Raw genomic sequence first — 18,142 nt, 5'->3', positions numbered from 1 at the left:
TTGTATACATCCCTCTCAATACCCATCTCGTACCCCTCCTATTAAAAATTTCGGAGTATTATACCCTTCCTTGAGATATAAGATGAGATTAGTATGAATTCAAAGTACGGCAAATATATACAGAAACTCTAGAAAATAAAATCTATTACTAGATAGTAATGATTTCATAGTTCTAGATTTTAATAGCAATAAATTCCCAAATAGGTATGTTTAATACTTTTAAGAAGTTACCGGATTCCTAGATTCTTTGGATATCTACTAATTATACTTTCATAAATGTTTCTCATAAGTCTATTGCTAAATCATTTACAGTCATGTAAGTTGAAATTTACTATTTCATTTCATTATTTTGTTGTCTGTTTAGTTGAAGAAGGTTCATAATAACTTTATGAAGTTGGAGATAGCTTATGGTAATCTTAGTGATGGTAAAAACTCTGTGATCTTTTTACCGGCTTTTCCTACACCTAGAGAAATGTATATAAATCAAATAAAACTTCTTGATAAGCATGGTATACCATATATATCCCTAAACTATCCAGGTGTTGGTAATAGTCAAAAACCTGATAAAATAGAGATGAGTGTGAGAGATTTAGTGAGGGTAATAATAGACAACATAAAAGGTTTGAGGTTTAATAAGCTCATACCTATAGGTACAAGTATGGGTGGATATGTTATGTTTGAGATGTGGAGGCAGATGAAAGAAAGAATAGCAGGTTTTGTTTTTTGTCATACGCGACCTGAAAACCTTGATGAAGAAGCTAGAAAAAAGAGGCTTTCAGATATTGAGAAGATAAATGAAAATATAGAAGAATATCTCAAGGTGTTCAGTAAAAATCTAGTATCTGACTATACTTACGAAAACAAACCAGAAGTTGTCAGATTCATAAATGATATAGTTAAAAAAACTACAAAAGAAGGATTATTTTCTCTAGTTTATGTTATTGCGACTAGACCTGACTCTAGAGAGTTACTAAGTCAAATAAATGTACCGTCATTGGTAGTTGCGGGAAAATCCGATAAAATAGTTCCTGTTGACATAATGAGAGATATGGCAGATAGATTACCTAACTCTATGTTTGTTGAACTTGATAATGTGGGACACCTTTCCCCGCTAGAGGTACCTGAGGAGTTTAATTCTATACTTTTATCCTTCTTGGAATCTAAAGCACTTGTATAAAGGTATCGTAGATCATGTTTTAATCTAAATTTACTTATTGGGTGAAATCTAGATATTTGTTGTCGATTAGATAGTTATTTGGGTTCCTATACCTTCATCTGTGAAGATTTCTAATAGGATTGAGTGTTTTATTGTTCCGTTTATTATATGGACTTTTTTTACTCCTCTTTCTAGTGCTTTTATCATTGACATTGCTTTGGGTATCATACCTTCTTTTATACTGCCATTTTCTACCATGTCTGAGAGTTCCTTTATTGTAATTGACGGTATGAGTGTACTCTTGTCGTTTATATCTCTGTATATTCCATCTACATCTGTTAGATATATTAATTTTTCTGCTTTTAGTGATACTGCTATTTCGGCTGATACATCATCTGCGTTTATGTTATATGTGTGTCCTTTTTCATCAACACCTGTTGGAGATAAAATAGGTATATAACCTTCTTTGATGAGAGATATAATTAGCTGGTTGTTTATGCTTTCAACTTCACCTACAAAACCTAGATCAATGTCTGTATCTACGAATTTCTTTTTTGCTTTTATGGTGAAATTGTCTTTGCCTGATATTCCTACTGCTTTACCGCCATTTTTGATTATGTTGAAAACTACTTCTTTATTTATCAATCCGTTTAAAACCATTTCTACGATTTCCATGGTTTCAGAATCTGTTATTCTTTGTCCTCTAACGAATTTGGGTTGCTTATTCATCTTCCTCATAACTTCGGAGATTTTGTTTCCGCCACCGTGCACTATTACAGGATGCATGCCTAGCATTTTGAGTATTACAATGTCTTTACAAAATGATTGTTTTAGCTCTTCATTTGTCATTACACTACCACCATACTTTATGACTATGATTGTATCTCTAAACTTAATTATGTAAGGTAAAGCCTCAACAAGAACTTCTATGTTTTTCATACATTAGAATTATTTAGCATAAGGTATGTAGTTATCCATGTGTTGGTAGAATTTTTTGAACTTTGTATATTTTTATTTGCTAAATTGTTTAAATGTAAGCAAAACTTATAGAATTAGTGGTGAATATGCGTATAATGAATTTCTTTTCAAATTTGGCTTGGAGAATTTTTGATTTTTTTAAATGGTTATTTTACAAAATAGCAACTGTTGTAACGGAATTTTTTATGAATATTTTGGGTATAACAAAAGAGACTGATTTGATTACAAGCGAGACTAGAAAATTCTTGTTTTTTCTTTTTGTTGCTTTTATTACTTTCTTCATATTTTTTGTGATAATGGTTGCCATATTACTTACTCCTTCACAGACAGTCATGGTTCCAGACACGGTAGGTGATGAGTTACTGGATGCTATAATAAAGATAGAAAATTCAAGACTTATACCTAATGTTGAAGTAGTTGTTTCTGAAGAGAAACCAAGAGGATTTATTATAAGGCAAATACCATCACCTGGCAATACTGTTAGAGAAGGCAAAACAGTGAAGCTTTTTGTAAGTATGGGTAGTGGTGAATTTATTTTACCAGATTTTAGTGGTAAACCTTTAGAAGAGGTAAGGTTGTTCTTATCTTCAAAAGGAGTTTATATATCTTCAGTTGAGTATGTTCAATCTGATTATGGTGAAGGTACAATTGTGAAAACGTATCCGTCGGCTGGTGCGAAACTAAAGCCAGGCAATCAAGTAGTACTTTATGTGAGTACGGGATCTTCTTCTAGTTTTCCAATGCCTAATATGATAGGTTTTTCTTATGATAAAGCAATGTTGTTTCTTGAATCAAAGAATATAAATTACAAGGTTACAACAGTGCCTATAACAGATCCTGCAAACGATGGGGTAGTTATAGATCATATACCAAGAGAGGGTGAAATGATATCTCAAGATGTAACACCAGAACTTATGGTAGGTGTTTTTGGAGATGAAAATGTAGTACAGACTACTAGATTTGTTGTATATAGAGCTGGTTTATCACAGTTTTCAAAAGAGGGTGTTAATATTTACTATGTGAAAGTTTTAATATCAGATGTTACAGGTACCAGAAGAGTTGATAAAACATTTGACAAACTTACAACATTAGTTTTACCTCTGAAGATTAGAGGAATAGGTAAAGTCCAGATCTATATAAATGATCAGTTAGTCAAAGAAGATAACATATGAGAAAAATCAAAGTTGCTCCATCAATATTTGCTTCAGATTTCATTAATCTAAAAAGAGAGCTAGATAGACTAAAACAATTAGGTGTTGATTACATCCACTATGATATAATGGATAACAATTTCGTACCAAATATAAGTTTTGGCCCTTTGATAACTGAACAAATAGCAAAATATTCAGGAATACCAGGTGATGTACATCTTATGATATCTCTCTCAATTGAGAAAGTTAGTAGGTTTATGTTAGAAAATATTGAAATAGTTACTATACATTACGAAGCTGACGGATTTTCAAAAGATATAATCGATTTCATAAAGTCGAATAACAAGAAAGTAGGTATATCAATAAAACCTCAAACTCCTGTTGAAGCAGTAGTACCTTTCATAGATATTGTTGATTTAGTGTTGGTAATGACTGTTGAACCAGGATTTTCAGGCCAATCCCTAATACCTTCTACTATATCGAAGGTTTCTAAAGTTAGAGAAATACTTGATAAATATAACCGAGATATCTATCTTGAGGTTGATGGTGGAGTTAACTTGGATAATGTACAAACTCTCGTAAATAGCGGAGCTAATTTGCTTGTTATAGGTAGCGCATTTTTTAAGAATAATAATAGTGAAATGATAATGGATTTAGTAAAGCATTTAAATAAAATTAAATAAAGTCTTATTGCTTAACCAACAAGTACATCTTATGTGGAATGAATTATGTTTTAGAACTTGAATTTCTATTTAGTGTATAAGAGTATTAAGAGTTTTGTGAGTTAGTAATGAAAGGTATACAGTTTTTCAGTAAAGATAATATAGAGCTTATTGTTATATTTTCATTGTAGACTTTTATGTGAAATATCTCGTTGTATAGTTTATCTCTTTCTGAAAGAGTTTTTCTTACTTCTTCTTCTAGTGGTAGGTCTGTAAGTGCTGGTCTATGGCTTTCTTCTGTCATTCTTTTTATTATTGTTTCTGGGCTAGAGTAAAGCAATATTACTAAACCTCTTTTTATTATTTCTCTATTTTCGTTACGTAGTATTATACCTCCACCTGTTGATACTATAATTTGTTCTTGACTTGATATATTTTTCAGAACTTGGCTTTCGAGGTCTCTGAATTTACTTTCACCGTATTTTTCAAATATATCTTTTATCTTTATTCCTGTAGACTTTTCAATTTCTTCGTCAGTGTCTATTAACTTCCAACCTGTCATTCTGGATAATTCTTTACCTATGGTAGTTTTGCCTGTTGCTCTGTATCCTATTAGGAATATTTGTTTTTTCATGATTAGAAATTTATTGTTTGTACTCTTATTTTTTCAATAAAAATTTATTAGCTAGCTTTCAAAGTTTTAAATGTCTAATTGAAATAAAATATTTTACGATTTTATAATATGTTGATATAATCGAATTATGTCTATGAAGCATGAGTTTTCGGAAGCAAATAGGTTAAAAAGAATACCTCCTTATATTTTTTCTGTTGTTGACAGTATGAAACTTGAAGCTCAGAAAAAGGGGGTAGATACTATTGATTTTAGTTTAGGTAGTCCAGATATGAAACCTCCACAAAGGGTAATACAGAAACTGAAAGAAGCTCTTGATAGAGATGATGTACATAGTTATTCAAGGCACGATGGAGAGATAGAAAGGGAATTTAGAAAGGAAGTGGCTAACTGGTACGAAAGGAAGTTTAATGTTTCTTTGAATCCCGAAAAGGAAATACTACAACTTATAGGTTCAAAAGAGGGTATTGCTCACTTTGCTTTGGGTGTTATAAATAGTGAAGATATTGTAGTAGTTCCTTCACCTACATATCCAGCACATTTTAATGGAATTATAGCCTCTGGTGGTATAGTATACTATGTACCTCTACTTGAAGAGAATAATTATGTTTTAGATTTTAAAAAGATAGACCAAGGAATATTAAAACTAGCCAAAATACTGATAGTTAGTTATCCACAGAATCCTACAACAGCTGTTGTTTCGAAAGATTTCTATGAAGAGCTTGTTGATTTCTTTAAGGATAAGGGTATAATAGTAATAAGTGATATTACTTATTCTGATCTTATATATGAAGAGGGATATCGTCCTACGAGTATTCTTGAGGTTAAAGGGGCAAAGGATTTTTGTATAGAATTTCATACTTTATCTAAGAATTTTAATATGGCTGGATGGAGAGTGGGTTTTGCAGCAGGAAACTATAAATTAATTGAGATACTCAAAAAGACAAAAAGCTATATAGACTTTGGTGTTTTCAAAGCTATACAGCTTGCGGCGATTGAAGCTTTGAAAAATTGTGAAGACTTTATACAAGAGGTAAAAGAAGAATATTACGATAGAATAACTATGTTTGTCGAAGGGCTTAATAGAGCAGGGTGGCGTGTAGATATGCCAAAATCTACTTTTTACGTATGGGCTAAAATACCTATTAAATATTCTGCGCTTACATCATTAGAATTTACGAAAGTTTTGATTGAAGAAACTGGAGTTGTTTGTTCTCCTGGTAGTGGTTTTGGTGAGTATGGTGAAGGATATGTTAGATTTGCTATGGTTCAAAACAAAAACAGAATAAAAGAAGCTATAATAAGAATTACCAGATTCCTAGCAAGAGAAGATTAACCTTTTGGATTTTTTCTTTCTTTTTTTGATAACAAGAAAATTGTGATCTTTTACGTTAAAGTAAAGCTTTGCTAAAACCAAGAGTATTGAGATTTGAGGTTATAAGAAGATTGATATTATGGTTTTTAAGGGGTTATCTTAGTTAGAGTTTAAAGTCAAAATTAAAAAATGGAATTTAGTTTAGCATATTAGTTAGAATTCTATCCTAAACTTTTTAGGAGGTTTTTATGAAGAGAATAGGTATTTTGACAGGTGGGGGTGATGCTCCTGGTTTAAACGGGGTTATAAAAGGAGCTTATTTAAGAATAAAGAAGGATTTACCAAATGTTGAGATTATAGGTCTTTTGGAGGGGTGGAGAGGATTGATTGAGAAAAAGTATGTGGTTTTAAAAGATGACGATATTAGAGAGATACACAAAGAAGGGGGAACCATATTGGGGTCTTCTAGGACAAATCCTTACAAAAATGAAGATACTGTCAAGAAAGCTCATCAGAGTTTCAAGGAGTTAGAGCTTGATGCTCTTATAGCAATAGGTGGGGAGGATACTCTAGGAGCTGCTAATAAGTTAGCTAAAGATGGATTTCCAGTAGTTGGAGCACCCAAAACTATTGATAATGATCTCAATGTTACAGATTACACCTTTGGATTTGATACTGCTGTTAATATTGCTATGGAAGCGATTGATAGACTACATACTACTGCAAAATCACACAGAAGAGTTATGGTTGTTGAAATAATGGGAAGACATGCAGGGTGGATAACGTTGTGGTCTGGTATTGCTGGTGGAGCGCATATGGTTCTGCTTCCAGAGGAAGTAACGAAGATAACGGATGTTGCCGAGTTTGTTAAGAAAAGAAAAGAAAAAGGTGAGTTATATACTATAATTGCAGTTTCAGAAGGAGCTATACTTGATGCGGGAGGAGCACAAAATTTTGTTTTCGAGGATGCTAAAACTGATGAATTTGGACATGTTAGACTTGGCGGTATAGCAAAACAGCTAGCAAAATATATAGAAGAAACAACAGGTATTGAAACAAGATATGTGGTTTTGGGTCATTTACAAAGAGGTGGATCTCCAACTGCTTTTGATAGAATACTATCTTTGAGATTTGGTATAAATGTTGGTGAGCTTGTACTCAGAAAGGAGTGGGGTAAAATGGTTGCTTTGAGAGGGACAGAGATAGTAGCGGTACCACTTCAGGAAGCAGTACAGGAATTAAAAGTTGTACCTCAAAAAATCATAACAGAGCTAAAGAGTATTCTCTACTAGTGAATTGAAAGGGTAAGGAAACCCTTACCCTTCTTTTTTGTACTATTATCATCCTTTGACTAAGGTCAAGTAGTTAACTTATTTGTGTTGATTTTGTGAGAGTGTATATGATAAAAAGGTATATACCAATAATAACGGCGACGTCTATAATTTTGTTAGTGACATCAATCATCCTATACATAACTAACGTGGAAAATAGGTACTATGCAGGTTTTGTTGGAGCGTTGTCAAACTCAGATTATGAAAAAATGGAGGATTATTTACTAGCAATTTCAAATATCAACACTGCTAAATATCTTTTCCTTAAGGGAGTTAAGCTGTTTTACGAGGGTGATGAGAGTTCTGGAGTGAGATATCTTTTGAATTCTATTTCGAATCAGAAACTTTTGGAAAAAGAAATTGCTCTGGCCAAACTAATTGTAGGTAATTATTTGCTCATGGAAAAGAAAGATCCAAGTGGAATAGGATTAGTGACAAGTCCGGAGTGTAATAAGTACTTTCAAGATTATGTTGCATTCATCGTTGGACTTTATAATTTCAATAACCAAAATTATGATGAAGCTTTAGAATTCTTTTCTTCTTTAACTAATAGTGGTAATGAAGAACTAAAAAAAGAGTCGTTGCTTAGAATATCGTTTATACTACTCTCAAAAGGTAAAGACATTGATCAGTCCATAATCGACAAACTTTCAAAGTTTGATATAAACATAACTAATGTTTTAACTGAATAGCATTGTAAGTTTTTTATCGCTGTTGAACTGCGTTTATATTTTTTTGTTGGGATACCACAAAACATCTAACTTTGCGGTTTTGAATTTCTTCTAATTCTGGTACTTTTAAACGGCAAATCTCTTGGACTGAAGAGCATCTATCTGCAAAAGGGCATTCGTACTTTAATTCAGAGAAGTGGGGGACTCTTCCAGGTATGAAAGGAAGATTTTGAGATTTTTTGTTAACATCTGGAATTGAAGATAGGAGTCCTTCTGTGTAAGGATGAAAAGGTTTACTAAATATCTCTTCTGTGATACCTTCTTCTACAACATAACCTGAGTACATTATTATGATTCTGTCACAGATTTCTTTGGCAAGCAGTAAATCATGAGTTATGAATATTATCGATATTCCGAGATTTTTCTTTATCTCTTTGAGTATTTTTATAATTTCTTTTTGTACGCTTACATCAAGGGATGTAGTAGGTTCATCTGCTATTATAATTTTGGGTTTGAGTAGTAGTACAAAGGATATAACTATTCTTTGAAGCATACCACCACTTAGCTGATGTGGAAAGCTTTTCATAACTCTATCTGGAGCGTTTATACCTATGCGATCAAATATTTCATAAAGTTCTTTTTTCAAAATTTCATATGGTATTTTGTGAGATAAAGATATCATTTTAAGTTGTTCGGATATCCTTAATACTGGATTTAGTGCGTTTAGTGGATCTTGGAAGATTATCGATATTTTCTTTCCTCGGATTCTTTCATAATCAAGTTTATTTAATATGTTATTCCCTTCAAATATTACTTTCCCTTTAACTTCGAGATTTTCGCTTACGAGACCTAGAATTGAGTTTACAGTTAAACTTTTCCCTGAACCACTTTCACCTGCAATTCCAAGTATTTCGTTTTCGAAGAGATGAAAGTTTACATCTCTTATAATGCTTTTACCTGTTTTTTTATGTATTATTTCTAGGTTTACTACTTCAAGGACTTTATTCATTTTGGTATCAAGGTTTTAATATTCTGTAAGGTTTGGCAAATCTCTTTCTACCTAGAGTTTATACTTTTCAGCAGTCTAAACTTTTTTAGTACTGTCTTTGATATTTTTGTATTTTCAGGGCAAAAAGGGAGTATAACCCCCTTTAGTTTTTTAGAATTCGTACTTTTCAAACAATACTTTATTTGCGGCTGACAGACTTGCTCCTGGTTCAAATTTATATCCTAGTTCCCTTAATGTAAATTCAAGTGCTTGTAACATTACGACTACGTCTCCTTTATCTACATATCCAAGATGTCCTAGTCTGAATATTTGTCCTTTCATACTTCCTTGTCCTCCTGCAATTTCTGCACCGTATTTGTTTCTCATGAGTTTAGGTATTTTAGTTCCATCTATACCTTGTGGGACTTCAACTGCTGTGACTGCATTTGAGTACAGCTTGTATTTTGCGAACAGATTTAGCCCTAGAGCTTTGACTCCTTCTCTGACTGCTTCTGAAATAACTTTGTGTCTTTTTATTACATTTTCAAGTCCTTCTTTCTTCATGAGTTCGATCGATTTGTTTAATGCCATTATTAATGTTATACCTGGTGTCCAAGCTGTCGTTTTATCTAACATAGCTTTTTCTTCTTCTTTGAGATTGAAATAAAACTTAGGTAAATTCGATTTCTCCATATATTTTCTTGCTTTTTCTGAGAGTGCTATAAAAGAAAGACCTGGTGGTATCATAAAAGATTTTTGTGATCCACCTATTAGTACGTCTATACCCCATTCATCCATTTTAACCTCATCACATCCTACGGATGTTATTCCATCCACTATTAGAATGGCGTCTGTTTTTGAAACTATGCTTGCTATTGCTTTTAGATCAGATGATACTCCTGTTGATGTTTCACTATGCTGGAGTAAAACTGCTTTTACATCAGGATTTTTCTTAAGAGCATCTTCTACTTCTTCAGGTTCAACGCAATGACCATAATCTTTCTTAAGAGTTATTACTTCAACTCCGTAAGATTTGGCTATTTTTTCCCATCTTTCACCAAACTTACCAAAACTTAAAACTATAACCTTATCTCCAGAAGATAAAGTATTTTCAACTGCTGCGTTCATTGCACCTGTTCCAGAAGACGCTAGTATGTAGACTGGTTCTTTTGTCTGAAATACGTACTTTAGTCCTTCCCAAGCATTAACAAGCACTTCGCTGAATTGAGATGTCCTGTGGTGAAATATAGGTTTTGACATCTCGCTTAGTACTTCAGGTGGTATCTCTACCGGACCTGGGGCATAAAGGTGATATTTGACGAGCATTCCCATATTACATTACCTCCAAAAGTTTTTAGATGATTTTGTATGTAAAATACATTTTATTTCAAGTAGTGTTGTATTTAGGTTAAAACTATGTTTTATTTGACAATTATGTATTCTTCGTTAAGATTATTATTTAGCTTTTATTTGATAATTGTGTTTATTCATAATTTTCTATATGGATAATATTGTAATAGCGGTACCGAAAGGAAGGTTGTTTGAAGATACGGTTAAGCTTTTTAGCCAAGCAGGAATACTTAATATTCAGATTGATGAGAATTCGAGGAAGCTTATCGTATCAGATAATGATGCTAAGATTGATTTTCTTCTTGTTAGAGCAAAAGATGTTATAACATATACTGTTGAAGGGATATCTGATCTAGGTGTTGTTGGATATGATTTGCTTGTTGAGTATGATCCTGACGTTTTTTCTCTTCTTGATCTAAAATTTGGTTATTGTAAGGTTATAGTTGCTGGCAAAGAAAAAAAAGAATTAGTTTCTCCTACAGTTAAAGTTGCTACTAAATTACCGAATATAACCAAATCTTACTTTAGGGCCAAGGAAATAGAACCAAAGATAGTGGAATTGTATGGATCTGTTGAATTAGGACCGTTGACAGGATTAAGTGAATTTGTAGTTGATATAACATCGACGGGAACTACATTGAAAGAAAATAATCTAGTGATTATTGATGAGATATTCGAATCTACCTCAAGGTTAATATCGAACAGAAAATCTTTTTATATTAAGCGGAAAAGGATAAGTGATATAGTTTCAAAACTTCAGAAGATTCTAAGTCAAAACGAAGTTTTATCTCGGTAGGATTTATAACGAGACTTATTGGAGGTTATGAAAAAGTTTAACTTTAAGCTTCAGAGAATTTTGGAAATAAAGCAGAAACTTAGAGATTTAGATAAGCAGGATTTGAGCAGGAAAGCTAGTGAGTATAATCTTGAGCTTTCAAAAATAAGAAAGTTGCAAGAAGAAAAGAAAAATGCTGTTACTGAGATGAAAAATATAAGCAGAATTGAAGATTTACAGATGTTTGATAAATACATAGTCTCAAATGAAAAGATGCAAGAGTATAAACGAATCGATGCTTTGAAAAAGGAAAAACCTTTTAAGGAAGCTATGGCTAAATATCTTGAGAAAGATAGAGAAGTTAAAATACTTGAGAAACTAAAACAAAAGTTATACCAAGAATTTTTAAGGGATAGTCAAAAAGAAGAGTCTCAAGAAATTGATGAAATTGTTTTGAATAAATATCGTGAGGATAATAAGCACTTAAGGTTATGATGTTGTTTAATTTAATTAGAGCTGTTTTAATTTTGTTTGAATTCTCCGATATAAAAATGTTGTTGAGAGGTAGAATGTATGAAAACTTATAGTGTTGTGATATTTGCTTTGATTATTTTCTTGTTTGTGTTTCACTCGAGAGGTGAACAAGAAGTGTTTTCTAGAGATGTTTATAAAATATCTTTGGTATTAAGGTCTATACTCTCTAACTATACTATGATGGAGTTTGATAAAATACTACCTTTTTCTGAAGGTAAGGCAAAGAGAGATTTAGAGAATATAATTGAAGATATTAAAAATCCTTTGAGATATGAGGAAGTTAAAAAAGAGATTAATCTTCTTTCAGATCCTAAGGTGAAGGAAATCAAAATCTTTGAAAAAGAAAATTTAGCATTAGCTGTTGTTGAGTGGAATTGTAAGAGATCTGTTCCTAGGGGTAAAGGGACTGAAACTGTTGATGTCAAAAGAGAGACAAACTATCTTTTTAGAAAGTTTGGTAGTGAATGGAAACTTGTATCATACAGATAATTTATAGTTTTCTTACTCTTTCTGTAACTTCTTTCTTTTTTTCTCTCATATCTTGAGATTCTTCGTAAGGTACTACTATTATTGTTCTATTTTCTCGTTTAAATGTGACAAACTTATACTGATCTTTACATATATGTAAAGCATCTTTTATTTTTATTTTCACGTTGGGATAACATATTCCATAAGCACTAACTCTTGCTTCTATAACTGCTTGATCAAGTTGTTCTTTTATTCCTTTGATTTCTTTTTCGATATTTTCCAATTCTATCGAATATTCTCTAAGCATTGTATTGATAGTGTTATATCTTTCTTCTTTTTCTTGGGGTAGTCTTCCGAAGTTTTGTATCATTTGTTGGAAGATTAGTACTTCTTTTTTAAGTTCGGATATCTTATTTGAGAGTTCCTCTTTTCTTCTTGAAAGATCTTCATATATTTCTTGTAGTTCTGGGTCAGATCCAACTTCAAGTACAGTATCTGTCCAAGATTCTGCTCCTAGTTGTTTTGCTGATATTTCGTAGAGTGCTTTAACAGTACCTCCTGTGATGCTTGCTTTTCTACCAAAGCAAAATACCCTTGATTTTGATACGATATTACTGTGTAGAATGTATTCAAGTGCTATCACATTGCCACCTGCTTTGATATTTGCTCTTTCTATGAATTTTGATATTACATCTCCTCCTGCTACTATTCTACCTACTTCTTTACCTTGTATTCCTGTTCTTACTATTACGTTACCGTCTGCTATTACTTCTGCTTTTTCCACAGTTCCCCATATATCGACATTACCACCTGCTTTTACTTTGAATGTGTCTCTGACACTTCCTCTTATTATAACATTACCGACAAAATCAATATCGCCTGTTTCTGGGGATATGTCTTTGAGTATTTCAAGTATAGGTTCAACGTTTATTTTGCCTTGCTTAAATACTACTTGACCTTCTTCTTTTGCTATAAGCTCAAGTCCATCTGGTGATATTTCCACATTTTTGCCTACTAGAGATTGTATAGATATATCTTTACCATCTGGAGCTGGTATGGTTTTGCCTTTTACAGTTATACCAGGTTTACCTTTTGTTGCTGGTTCTTTTGATGCTAGAACTTGGCCTTTAACAACGTTTTCAATTTTTATTACTTTGTGTAAATCAACAATATCTTTTTCGTTCTTATTGAATTGAAAACTATTGCTTTTGTTTATATCGATGTAGTAATTTATTTTAGCATCTTTTCCAGGTTCTGGGGGTGTCCAGACTGCAACTTCGATAGGAACATCGAAAATGCCTTCGTATACTGCTTTTTCTATATTTTCCATAACTATACCATGTACGACACCTTCCATTTTGAGTAGATTGAGTATTTCCCTTGGTGAAGGTACTTTGCCCCTAATACCTGGTTTTAAAAGTGTAAGTAATGATTTACTTTCGTCAGGTAAAACTTCTATATGAGGTTGGCTGTCTTCAGTAGGATCTGTCGAAATTGGCTGAGATACCAAAACAGGCATACCTGAAGGAGATTGAACTTCTTTCTTTATCTTTCCACTATCGTAGTTTAAGATGCCCTTGGCTTCTATTTCCTTCACAACTTCTTCGTAACTTACATATCTTCCATTACCTTTAGGAGGTAATATTTTTATATAAACGCCATCGGTGGTATGAGAAACAAAGAATCTACCGTCTATTGCCATGATTTCATCTGAATGGTGTTCAGATGAGTTACTGAAAGATAAATTACCGATTTTTCTAACAACAATCCTGTAAGGTTTCCTACCAATTCCAAAGAAACCGCTATTCCCACTTTCAATTATTTCGTACTCAAGGTTAAATATCTCTGTGTTAAGTTCTTTACTTGCTATTTTAAGTGCTTCATTTATAGTGAAGGCAACTATCTCAAGTTCTTCTGTGTTGGTATCTTCTTCTATTTCGTCAAGCAGTGATATTATTTTCTTTATATCCATAATTTTAGTATAATTATTTATAGAAATTTTTTCAACATCATTAACTGAAATTTAGTCTTTTTCTTTCTGAAACTTCTACCTGTTTTATTTGATGGAGAGTTTGTTGTTGGAAGATAAATCTGATTTTGTTAATTTAAACGTTACAATTTTTATAGAAATTTGATTGCTAACTATTGTATAATAATGTCATGAGACAGTTTTTTTTCACTTTTGTTATAATGTGTATTTCTGTTTTTGCTTTCGGTAAGAGTGTTGTAATTTTCCCATTTTCCAATAAGGATGGTAGAGATATACCGAGTGCTTCCATTGGTGTACTTAAATCTATAATGCAATTTGCGAAATACTATCCTGGTGTTATCGTCAAAGAATCTACTTTCGATATCAAGGGTAGAGATGTAAGGGAAGTTATTAAGACTGTGTCTGGTTACGAAGAGTACATATTGGGTTACTATACTAAGAAAGGAGATGTTTTCAGCTATGAAGTAGTGATATACAATTCTCAAGGAGTCAAATTAAATGATTTTATTGTTACTTCAGCAGATTTGTTTGATATAGCTGACGGAATAATGCAAAGAATATTTTCATTTTACTCGGGCAAATTAGTTTCTTTTGCTACTCTTAATGTTAGCATAAACCTTGACAAAATGAGGACTTATACTATTGTTCTAAACGATCAATTTCTATCTTCAGTTTCTGGGTACACTAATTTTTCTCTCAAGATAGTTTCGAAAACACCATATTCTGTTATTGTTAGGGATGATGGTACCAAAGAAGTTATTTATAATAAGTCTTTCATATTGATGGATAATGAGAATGCTGAGGTTAAAGTAGAAAGACAACAAAAAATTGGTGATATAAAAACTCAAAAAACCTTAGTGCAGGATGAACAAGAAAAACTAGTTTTTAAGTCACAAGTTTTGTCGGTCATAAGAAAGTCTATTGAGGAGGGTAAAATATTTGATGATATTCAATTCAAGGTTCTAAAGCAGGATGCTCTACATTTAGATTATGAAACTAGATTAAAATTAAGGGAAATGTATTCTAGAAGCTTATTTGTTACTATAACTGCTTCAGTGCTAAATATAATACCAGGACTAGGAAGTATAATTTTTGGTGATGTTGGTGGATTTGCTGTTTGTATTTTGTCACCGTATATTTCATCAATTGTCACAGCTAGTTTAGAAGAAGGTAGTTTTTTGAGGGGTATATTTGGTATTACAACGCTAGTTGGGTATGGATACAATCTTGTTAGGCCGTTTATATATTCTAGTTGGTGGAATGAAAGAATTGACGATTTGCTTTCGGTTGGCAAAAATGTTTCGCTTGAGATCGAAACTCAAAAATTATCTCTGAGTATAAAGTTTTAAAACATTTGTTTAGCGTTTTGCTTTTAGAAACTCTGAAACTTTTGTATTTTGTAGGTTATAATATATGTTATGCTGCTTATGAGATTTGTAATTTCTTTGTTATTAGTGATGATTTCTACTTTTTCTTTTGGTTTTGTGTATAACATTTCGTATTTTACGAATGCTAACAACATAGTGGTAGAGTGGTTGGGACCTACAAATGTGTCTGGATCGTTGTATTATAATATTTACTCATCAACAAATAAACCTAAGGTGGTAGGTAAAAAAATAGTAAATTTTGAAGAGCTTAATCTTATTAAAGTTGTACAATTCTCGACAAACTTACAAAAGTTCTACTTTACTGATGAATTACAATCTAATACTTATTACACTGTAATACCTGTTTTTGATGGTAGGTACGTATATGACTATATTGATTTGAGTATAATTCCTTCGAAATTGGTAGTAAGTTTAAGTAATTATGAAACTAACTTAGTTTTTGTATCTCCGATTCAGACAAACGTTCTGTCAGTGACACAGACTAACTTTGTTGATTTTTCTGTCCAACAGGATGACTTTTCTGAAGAATTAGATTTTAAAAAGGTTTTAAGAGACTATTTTCTGAAGAAAGACTATAAGTTAACAATTTCAAGACTCAAGGAGATTAGGAAAAATACACAGAATGATATTGATAGGGATTATATAAATCTTTACCTAGCAAGATCGTATTACGCTATAAATAAGAAAAGAAAAGCTATATACATACTTTTGAACATAAAATCAGATGAAGTAAGACCTCTTGCTGAATTTTGGTTAGATAGGTTTTCAAGGTATCTAAGATGAGGGTAAAAGAGCTTTATCTTAAAAACTTTAGGATTTTCAAAGAAATAAGGTTGTCTTTTAGTGATAAGACGATATTACTTGGGCCTAACGCTTCGGGTAAGACTACTATAATAGAGGCAATTAACTATTGTTCTACTTTTTCTCCTCTCCGATCGTATGAAACTGATAGAAATATGGTTAGAGTAGGGGAGAGTAATTTTAATATCCTTTTATCGTTAGAAGAAAATTTAGTTGAGAAAACTATTTTTGTTGGTTATGAAATTAGGGATGGTGAACCTTTAAAGAAGATAAAAATAAACGATAAAAATTCATCTGTAATTAATGCTTCGGGTATTTTGAAATCGATACCTTTTTTAATAGAAGATTACGAGCTAGTTATTGGTAGTCCAAGTTATCGCAGAAGATATGTTGATAGTGTATTGATTAGTATTTCACCTTCGTATTACCACCATCTGATAAATTACCACAAGATTCTTAAACAGAAAAATTTAGTTTTGAAAAAACTCAAAGAGATGGAAGGGGATATTAACTATAGTAAACTATTGGAGCAGACTGTTGAACTTGTTAAGACTTATAATAAGATTCTATCAAAACACTTAATTGAAATAACTAAGTGTAGATATGAGTTTTGTAGTTACATAGATTCAAATTTATCAAAAAAGTTCGATTTTGATTTGAAAGTAAAGTATAAATCTAGCTTATTAAATTCTGATAACATTTTGTTTTCTACAGAAGAGAGTGTTATAGACTTAATGAATCGTGAGATAAATAAAGAGATCTTATACGGAAAGTCGTTAATTGGACCACATTTGGATGATTTCATATTTGTTACTGGTGGACAAATAGCTAAGGGTTTTTTGTCGCAAGGTCAAATTAGGACTTTGAGTATATTATTCAAGTTAATCTGTGCGGACTATGTAAGAGTTAAATCTAATGTAATGCCAGTTTTGCTAATAGATGATATTTTTGGTGAGCTTGATGAGATTAACAAAAATAAGGTTTTGGAAAAAATACTTTACCCTGGTTATCAAATTATTATGGCTAAGTTTGAAGTTCATCAACGTGATATATTTAAAGATTTTGACATTATTGAAATTAAGAATTTTGTTTAGAGAGGTGTCGCGATACGGAGTTTATCTATAGAGTTTTAGGTGCTGAAGCATTTAGCTAGTTTATGGATTTGAGCTGCTGATTTGTTGTCTTTCTATTATCATTCCAAAGCCTTGTGAGTTTTTGCTACCTAGTCCTGTTGAGAGTGCGAGACCTATCATCTTCTCTTCTCCCTTAAGTAGTAGCCTACCCTCCCAACCAACAACAGGAGTATTCTTGAAAAATGTAACTACTTTCTTCCATCTCTTAGATAGAGGTATTATCAAAACATCATCACTACTATATCCAAAGTTTGCCATAAACTTCCTATTAAGATTTGACTTCAAAAATTCAAAAAATCTTTCATCATCAGGTGAGAGATATCTATTCTTATTTTCTTCAGGTATATGGACTGTAATAGGAGATACAGTTTTGACCTTAACCTCGTTTGAAGGTTTTATAATGTTAAAATCAACTGACTCAACGGTTAACTGATTATTCCCAATCTTAACTTGCTTAATCTTCAACACTTCCGCAGAGAGAGTATCAATTATCAGATTGACCGATGTAGCGAAATAGAAATAAACAGGTGGTATAAACGAAATTACTCTATTTGAGACTTTATATTTTCCGAAGAGTTTTGAGAATGTGAATAACTTGAAGACACGTCCCTCTACTTCAAATCCCTTACTGTGCAGGAAAGACGAGAGTTCTGGTGTTAAGGTTTTGTAGATACAGGACTGAAGAATGTGGTTGTAATTCAAAGGTAACACTATAGGTCTATCAGAGTATAAAGTAACTTTAACCCTCCAAAACATTTCCTACCATTCCTCCTTGTTCATTTCGTAAGAACTCTGGTGAATACATAGCTGTCTCTTATAC

18 protein-coding genes are annotated in these 18,142 nt (G+C 32.1%); 12 read left to right on the top strand and 6 right to left on the bottom strand.

Going from position 1 to position 18,142, the window contains the following annotated elements; all coding sequences use genetic code 11:
• The first annotated feature begins 388 nt into the window (after positions 1-388).
• Positions 389-1,177 (top strand): alpha/beta hydrolase, encoded by a 789-nt coding sequence (locus tag N2712_07315; protein MCX8029784.1) that lies wholly within the window; start codon positions 389-391, stop codon positions 1,175-1,177.
• A 66-nt stretch (positions 1,178-1,243) separates the two neighbouring features.
• Here N2712_07315 and argB read toward each other — a convergent pair whose 3' ends face one another.
• Entirely contained in the window at positions 1,244-2,095 is an 852-nt protein-coding gene (gene argB, locus N2712_07310) for an acetylglutamate kinase (protein MCX8029783.1), read from the bottom strand.
• Between the two features lie 224 nt (positions 2,096-2,319).
• Here argB and N2712_07305 point away from each other — a divergent pair, with 224 nt between their 5' ends.
• Both N2712_07305 and rpe read left to right on the top strand, forming a co-directional pair.
• Positions 2,320-3,306, top strand: coding sequence for a PASTA domain-containing protein (locus N2712_07305; GenBank protein MCX8029782.1), 987 nt, complete (start codon positions 2,320-2,322; stop codon positions 3,304-3,306).
• Positions 3,303-3,968, top strand: a complete 666-nt coding sequence (rpe, locus tag N2712_07300) for a ribulose-phosphate 3-epimerase (protein MCX8029781.1) — start codon at positions 3,303-3,305, stop codon at positions 3,966-3,968. Before N2712_07305 ends, rpe begins: the two co-directional genes overlap by 4 nt.
• Positions 3,969-4,053: 85 nt before the next feature.
• On the opposite strand, the gene N2712_07295 is transcribed toward rpe, so the two are convergent.
• Complete coding sequence (locus N2712_07295) at positions 4,054-4,581, bottom strand: shikimate kinase (protein ID MCX8029780.1); 528 nt, start codon at positions 4,579-4,581, stop codon at positions 4,054-4,056.
• 127 nt (positions 4,582-4,708) lie between these two features.
• Here N2712_07295 and N2712_07290 point away from each other — a divergent pair, with 127 nt between their 5' ends.
• The 3 genes from N2712_07290 to N2712_07280 all read left to right on the top strand — a co-directional run bounded on the left by N2712_07290 (position 4,709) and on the right by N2712_07280 (position 7,916).
• Positions 4,709-5,914, top strand: coding sequence for an aminotransferase class I/II-fold pyridoxal phosphate-dependent enzyme (locus N2712_07290; protein ID MCX8029779.1), 1,206 nt, complete (start codon positions 4,709-4,711; stop codon positions 5,912-5,914).
• A 227-nt stretch (positions 5,915-6,141) separates the two neighbouring features.
• On the top strand, positions 6,142-7,185 hold the full coding sequence (locus tag N2712_07285; protein MCX8029778.1) for an ATP-dependent 6-phosphofructokinase: 1,044 nt from the start codon (positions 6,142-6,144) through the stop codon (positions 7,183-7,185).
• A gap of 107 nt (positions 7,186-7,292) precedes the next feature.
• Entirely contained in the window at positions 7,293-7,916 is a 624-nt protein-coding gene (locus N2712_07280; protein MCX8029777.1) for a hypothetical protein, read from the top strand.
• A 13-nt stretch (positions 7,917-7,929) separates the two neighbouring features.
• On the opposite strand, the gene N2712_07275 is transcribed toward N2712_07280, so the two are convergent.
• Both N2712_07275 and N2712_07270 read right to left on the bottom strand, forming a co-directional pair.
• On the bottom strand, positions 7,930-8,904 hold the full coding sequence (locus N2712_07275; GenBank protein ID MCX8029776.1) for an ABC transporter ATP-binding protein: 975 nt from the start codon (positions 8,902-8,904) through the stop codon (positions 7,930-7,932).
• 150 nt (positions 8,905-9,054) lie between these two features.
• Entirely contained in the window at positions 9,055-10,215 is a 1,161-nt protein-coding gene (locus tag N2712_07270) for an alanine--glyoxylate aminotransferase family protein (protein MCX8029775.1), read from the bottom strand.
• Positions 10,216-10,384: 169 nt separating this feature from the next.
• On the opposite strand from N2712_07270, the gene hisG reads away from it, so the two are divergent.
• The 3 genes from hisG (at position 10,385) to N2712_07255 (ending at position 12,031) form a co-directional block, all read left to right on the top strand.
• Positions 10,385-11,029 carry an ATP phosphoribosyltransferase gene (hisG, locus tag N2712_07265; protein MCX8029774.1) on the top strand — a complete coding sequence of 215 codons (645 nt, stop codon included), beginning with the start codon at positions 10,385-10,387 and terminating at the stop codon, positions 11,027-11,029.
• A gap of 27 nt (positions 11,030-11,056) precedes the next feature.
• Positions 11,057-11,503 carry a hypothetical protein gene (locus N2712_07260; GenBank protein ID MCX8029773.1) on the top strand — a complete coding sequence of 149 codons (447 nt, stop codon included), beginning with the start codon at positions 11,057-11,059 and terminating at the stop codon, positions 11,501-11,503.
• 78 nt (positions 11,504-11,581) lie between these two features.
• Positions 11,582-12,031 carry a hypothetical protein gene (locus tag N2712_07255; protein MCX8029772.1) on the top strand — a complete coding sequence of 150 codons (450 nt, stop codon included), beginning with the start codon at positions 11,582-11,584 and terminating at the stop codon, positions 12,029-12,031.
• A gap of 1 nt (position 12,032) precedes the next feature.
• On the opposite strand, the gene N2712_07250 is transcribed toward N2712_07255, so the two are convergent.
• Positions 12,033-13,982 carry a FapA family protein gene (locus N2712_07250; GenBank protein ID MCX8029771.1) on the bottom strand — a complete coding sequence of 650 codons (1,950 nt, stop codon included), beginning with the start codon at positions 13,980-13,982 and terminating at the stop codon, positions 12,033-12,035.
• Positions 13,983-14,170: 188 nt separating this feature from the next.
• On the opposite strand from N2712_07250, the gene N2712_07245 reads away from it, so the two are divergent.
• The 3 genes from N2712_07245 to recF all read left to right on the top strand — a co-directional run bounded on the left by N2712_07245 (position 14,171) and on the right by recF (position 17,283).
• Positions 14,171-15,349, top strand: a complete 1,179-nt coding sequence (locus tag N2712_07245; GenBank protein ID MCX8029770.1) for a hypothetical protein — start codon at positions 14,171-14,173, stop codon at positions 15,347-15,349.
• A 78-nt stretch (positions 15,350-15,427) separates the two neighbouring features.
• Positions 15,428-16,171 (top strand): hypothetical protein, encoded by a 744-nt coding sequence (locus tag N2712_07240; protein ID MCX8029769.1) that lies wholly within the window; start codon positions 15,428-15,430, stop codon positions 16,169-16,171.
• Positions 16,168-17,283 carry a DNA replication and repair protein RecF gene (gene recF, locus N2712_07235; protein ID MCX8029768.1) on the top strand — a complete coding sequence of 372 codons (1,116 nt, stop codon included), beginning with the start codon at positions 16,168-16,170 and terminating at the stop codon, positions 17,281-17,283. The genes N2712_07240 and recF overlap by 4 nt, the downstream gene beginning before the upstream one ends.
• 60 nt (positions 17,284-17,343) lie before the next feature.
• On the opposite strand, the gene cas6 is transcribed toward recF, so the two are convergent.
• Entirely contained in the window at positions 17,344-18,078 is a 735-nt protein-coding gene (cas6, locus tag N2712_07230; protein MCX8029767.1) for a CRISPR-associated endoribonuclease Cas6, read from the bottom strand.
• Positions 18,079-18,142 lie beyond the last annotated feature (64 nt).

This window comes from Brevinematales bacterium (assembly GCA_026415355.1).
GTDB lineage: Bacteria > Spirochaetota > Brevinematia > DTOW01 > DTOW01 > SKYB106.
This window is presented reverse-complemented; position numbering and strand designations above follow the sequence as displayed.